At 53.1% G+C, this 5,271-nt stretch carries 6 protein-coding genes; all 6 read right to left on the reverse strand.

Annotated features, from left to right (window positions below; translation table 11 throughout):
* Window positions 1-714, reverse strand: a 714-nt coding sequence (traU, locus tag FDX14_RS20885) for a conjugal transfer pilus assembly protein TraU (protein WP_031935944.1), incomplete at its 3' end; no start/stop codon positions are given.
* A complete protein-coding gene (traW, locus tag FDX14_RS20890) occupies window positions 711-1,343 on the reverse strand; it encodes a type-F conjugative transfer system protein TraW (RefSeq protein ID WP_001526032.1) in 633 nt (210 codons plus the stop codon). The genes traU and traW, both read right to left, overlap by 4 nt.
* Window positions 1,340-1,726: a type-F conjugative transfer system protein TrbI gene (gene trbI, locus FDX14_RS20895; protein WP_000214084.1), complete on the reverse strand. Its 387-nt coding sequence runs from the start codon at window positions 1,724-1,726 to the stop codon at window positions 1,340-1,342. The genes traW and trbI overlap by 4 nt, the downstream gene beginning before the upstream one ends.
* Window positions 1,723-4,353, reverse strand: a complete 2,631-nt coding sequence (gene traC, locus FDX14_RS20900; RefSeq protein WP_137350173.1) for a type IV secretion system protein TraC — start codon at window positions 4,351-4,353, stop codon at window positions 1,723-1,725. The genes trbI and traC overlap by 4 nt, the downstream gene beginning before the upstream one ends.
* Window positions 4,354-4,478: 125 nt before the next feature.
* On the reverse strand, window positions 4,479-4,826 hold the full coding sequence (locus FDX14_RS20905; protein ID WP_000836682.1) for a hypothetical protein: 348 nt from the start codon (window positions 4,824-4,826) through the stop codon (window positions 4,479-4,481).
* A gap of 27 nt (window positions 4,827-4,853) precedes the next feature.
* Window positions 4,854-5,072, reverse strand: coding sequence for a hypothetical protein (locus FDX14_RS20910; RefSeq protein ID WP_001377841.1), 219 nt, complete (start codon window positions 5,070-5,072; stop codon window positions 4,854-4,856).
* Window positions 5,073-5,271 lie beyond the last annotated feature (199 nt).

Raw genomic sequence — 5,271 nt, forward strand, 5'->3', positions numbered from 1 at the left:
GGACTGCAACGGACTGGACTCATTACTCACCCAGCCATTGAACGGGTACATACTTCCCTGCGAACCGGCACACCAGAACAGAACATCGAGAGGCATATTAAAGGCGCTGGCAATGGCATCTGCTGCACAGGCCCCCTGTGCTATCGGATTGGCAAAGATGACAGCTTCCGGATTGAGAATGGTGGTCAGGCTGCTGTCCGTCCAGGTGGGGTCAATTTCAGAAAGATAAGCGATATCCAGGTCACCACCTTCCAGACAGCCCAGCGATGTGATGATGTTAAGCCAGTACGTCAGCGGGTATTTGTACCAGTGAACGTGATAGAACGCCCCGTTCACCTGCTTCTCATCCTTTTTCGCCGTTCCCTGTGCCGTTTTACCAAAAGCCGGCAGGCTGAAGCCCAGGTTCACCATGCATCCCGGTGACCGGGTGACGTCCGTCAGCGCCATCGGCTCCCAGTAACCAATGGCCAGCCCGATACGCCTGAACAGCGGCGGCGGTGCCGGACAAATCTGAATGGGCATCGACGGGTTCGCCGTGTCGGGGACCTTACCCTGACTGACTTTGATACTGCCCAGCGAGAGCGGGAAAATACAGCTCCAGCAGATATCCGTGATCGGGTTTACAAAACGCCCCTCACAGGCAGAATCCGCAGATGCCGCAGGGACATGACCGGCGAGAAGGAATAACATCAGCAGCCACAGGCTTCGCTTCATTTTCTGCCCTCCTCTGCCGGAATAAATTCCACCTTCAGGAAGCGATCGCCGGGAACGGCGCTCACCCGTGCCGGGACCTGATCAATGCCGAGGCGCTGGCAGAGCACACCGTTCTGGTCAAAGTAAACACGGCTGTCCAGAGACTTCTGCATCTCCGGGATACTGCCCTGCACGAGGATAATTTTGCTCTCCAGTGTGGGCGGCGTCTGGCGTTTCATCCAGGCCACCTGCGCCGGATCATCGCCATTGATGAAATACAGCGTCTGGTTAAAAGGCACATACTGCAGCGGATTCATCACTTCACCCTGACGGGCAAACACCCGCCCTTCGTTATCCCGGATATCCGCAGCCAGTCTGACGGACGGGTCAAACAACCGGCTGCTGTATTTCTCCGTGCGTCCGATACCGGGCACGGCAGGGGGCCGCAGACTGTTGCGGATCACCCGCTCCTTAAAGGCATCTATTTTCCGGCCCATCTCACCGGACTGCTCCAGTGCCGTCAGGCGCTGCATGATCACCGTCAGCATGTCCGGCTCCTTTACCGGCCACAGATCACCCCAGGTACCAAGATCGGCGGCGGCCACACTCTGCCCCCATATCAGCAGGGCAATCAGCCCCCGGCATCTCATGGTTCCGCTCTCATTCGCCGGGCAATATCCTGCTGGATTTCCCGGGTGATATCCGGAGCCCCCTGTACCACGGCAGGCGACACCAGAATGACCGCGTGGTGTTTCTGCTGCCACGCCTGCAGGCTGGCTTCCAGTGCCGTGTTAAAACGCGCTGAAAGGGCTTTTGACTGTGCTTCTGACAGTTGTTTCTGACTGGCGCTGTCAAAAAATGCATCCACAGTCTGTTTCATGTTGAAGGCGGCAGTCACCGGTGCGTTCAGTCTGACAATGCCGTAACTGACGGCTGCGTTCAGTAACACCATTGCCAGGCATCCCGGCACCGTCCACCACCAGTGGCTGCGTCGGGGGGCTGTAACATCCGTCGTTTTTTGCGTTGTGGTCATGCAACACTCCTGTATTTCTCATGTTCTTCCAGCCAGGCTTCCAGCGAAGCCATCTCCGGCCCTGACTTCTTCCACGCCAGCTGCCACACCGCCTCATGAATACTCAGGCCCTCCCTGCGTTTCTGCTGCACAAACTCAAAATCCGGGCCGTCAGAGCTGTACATGGCGCGGCTTAACGGGTCCACAAACAGACGGTGCCAGGAGGAATGGTTTTCCACCTGCAGCAGGAAGGAACTGAACCACTGGTCTTTGGCCGCACCAAACTTACCAATCATGTCGCGCTGCAGTGGCTGGAACTGGTCCGGATACAGCTGGTTGTATTTTGCGAACTCCTTCGCACTCTGTTTGAGGATAATTTTGTAGGAGGAGTTACCCCATGCCGCGCGGGCAGCACTGGAGGCCTTGTCAGAGTCAAAGTCGACGATGTTCTGTGTGATGGTGATATAGGCACCGGTATGACGGCGGGCGGTACGGTAACCTTTCTCAATAAACTCACCGACCTTGCGATTTTTGAAGTCCAGCAGACGCCAGCCTTCATCAATAACGTTCAGTTTCTTGAGGTTACGCGGCGTGCGGTACATCCTGTTCTCGATGTAGATAATCAGGGAGAACATCACCGCAACCAGCAGTGACGGACGGTCTTCCAGTCCGCCCAGCTCCAGCACCACCATTTTTGCGTCATCCCGCAGGGACGGCTCATCAGAGTTAAAATACTGGCCGTAAGTGCCGTTGGCAGTGTACTGGTCAAGCAGCACAATCATTTCGTCCAGACGGCTGCGGATAGTCGGTGACCCGGCATACTGCTCGCTGTCACTGGCGTTTTTCAGGAAATCCACCACGTCATCAATACGTGCTCTGTTCTCTTTGGCCAGCCAGGAGGCCCTGACCGCCTGCAGCAGCAGACCTTCATGCACTTCATCCAGGTTACCGTTGGGGCTGGCCATCACCGACAGCTGGTCGCGGACACGCTCCGCTGACTGGTCAATATCGGTGATGTTCGCAAACGGGTTAAAGCGCAGGGTTTCACCGTCCAGATACACCCCGCCCATGTTCTCACACAGGGACTTGTAGCCATCCCCCATGTCGAACACCACGGCAAAGCCCCCGGAGTCCAGCACGCTGCGGATAAGTGGCTGTATCAGCCCGGTTTTACCGGCCCCGGAGGTGCCACAGACCGCCATGTTGTAATTGGTGTTATTCATCCCCCGGAAGAAAATATCGATAAACGCCAGCTGGTTACGGTAGGTGGGTGCCAGCAGACCTGCCGGTGTCAGGGGGTTATCCGCCACTAACGGCATCAGGTTGGCAACATTAAAGCTCTCTGCGCGCTGAACCACTCCGGCCTCTTTCAGCTGTTTAAACAGCCCTTTCCCGGCCATAAAGGGCAGGCAGGTCAGGAAATTGCGCATGTGGTTAAAGCGCGGTGAAATCAGATCAAAACCGTTTTTACGAAAGCTGTTCAGGATGTCCTGCTCCACTTCCAGCGCCGTTTCATTATTGTCCTTGCAGAATGCTGTGATGTTGAGGAAGTAGGACACCACGGAGGACTGACCGGAGCCCAGCCGCTGACGCAGTTCCCCCCACTCCTTCGCCTCTTTCTCCACGGACGGAAACCATTTGGCATAGGAGGTCTTCGACTTTTTCTCCAGGTCCATGTACTTCAGGTTGGCTTCGCTGTGGGTTTTCACCTGGTCTTCCACCACCAGAGTCAGCGTCAGGATGAACGGACAGGAGATGGACAGTTCCGGGTTCAGCAGGTTGCTGTAGTTGTCGGCCATGTTCCACAGGAAGGCGATTTCCGGGTTACGGGCCAGATGGAAATTCAGGATGCGGGCCGTGCTGTTCCTGCCGTTCTCACGCAGGCCCAGCGTCAGGTAATCAGCCCGGACTTTCAGATCAAAACTGTCCTCCACACACTGATAATTCAGATCAGAATACGGGTCCAGCTGACGTCTTTTCGGGTACAGGGAGTCCGGGTTATGGTTAATCATCTCCCCGACAATATCGATAAAGGCCTGTGCATCCACCGTCTGTGTGGTGATACTGGCCCCCTGTAACGACGCCCGGATGATTTTCACCAGGTTTTCCATTTCCAGAATGTCGGCCCGGCTTTTTTTCTTCGAAGGAGAACAGTACGAGATAAACACCCGGTAATGGCGCAGGGTCAGGGGCAGATTCATCCCCTCCGGCAGCGGAAACTGTGTCGCTGCCGCTTTCATATAATAGGCCCGGGTAATGGCGTTAAACCGTTCAGCCTGTTCACCTGACCAGGAGAACTCACGCAGCCCGTATTCAATCCTGTCACCAACCAGCTGACTGGACATCAGATGGATACACAACGGAATACCGCGCGGCAGTTTGGTGCGCAGCATGTGATCGAGGGCCTCCACAATGGACTCATTCGCCCCATTGATGGGAATGGCTTCCAGCATAAAGCCCATCGTGGTGTCATTCATGAACAGACCGGATTCCTGGTTGTAATCACGATACGGCAGCAGACGGCTGAACTGCGGGAAGCTCATTTCGCCCAGCACTTCATTGGCCTTTGCTGATTCGTCAGGCAGTTTCAGTGCTGTGACGAGGGAGTTAACCGCCTGAGTGACGGCCTCAAGTGGGTTATTACTCATATGAGTATTCCTTAGTGCGTTTAAAAAAGGAAAATATCAGTCTGTGGCCGTGGATATATCACGCAGTGCCATTCCTGAAACCACAGCACAAATAAGAGATGGAGGCTTTTAACAGGAAACCAGGATTAACGTTCCTTTACTGAATGAGCATCATTTAATGCCTGAATTTGTTTTTCGCGAATCTTATTGCGCTCATTTTCTCTTACCCGTTTCACCTCTGCCATTTCGTTTCTTTTTCTGCATTCTGATGCGATTTTATTTGCCTTACCAAGTGTTAAAGGTTCAGACTGATAATTAAGTGTCTCCTGAAATGCTTCTGCTGCACAGGGAGTTTCCTGTAAAATCTCTGTCAGTTGTTCTGGTGTTGCAGGTTGTTGCGCAAGGTAAACGATGTAAAAAGGAATACATACAATCATAGCCATAACGCCAACAAATATAAAAGCCAGAACAGATTTTAAATATATCGACTTCATTTCATTTTCCTTCGAAGCAGTAAGCACTCATTGCCCACCACCATTTAGTGTTTCCATCACGCTGTTCAAAGGTTCATTTGTTTTAACTTCAATACACTCCCCTGTATTTCCAAAGCCCCTGCCGCCATGTGCTTCGATTGTCCGAAGAACCTGCACGCATACGTCCGTATTTGGCATGGGTGTAACATTCCAGCTTCCGCCACCGTTAATATTTTTTATCAGCACAAGAAAAATAAAGGTATGCATTCTTTATTACCTCCGCTTATATATTAATCACTGAATATCCTTTCAGTTAACTTATGAGGTCATAAAACACTGCAGATTTTTCATTCGGATTTTTTCTCTTCAGTAAACTTCCTGATGGTATCCTGTTCACGCTGACGGGTGGCAGACTCCTGCATTGCATCCACTTTCTCCTGCCAGAGACGCCGGATATCCTGTTCAT

This window comes from Citrobacter sp. wls710 (assembly GCF_005281115.1).
GTDB lineage: Bacteria > Pseudomonadota > Gammaproteobacteria > Enterobacterales > Enterobacteriaceae > Citrobacter > Citrobacter werkmanii.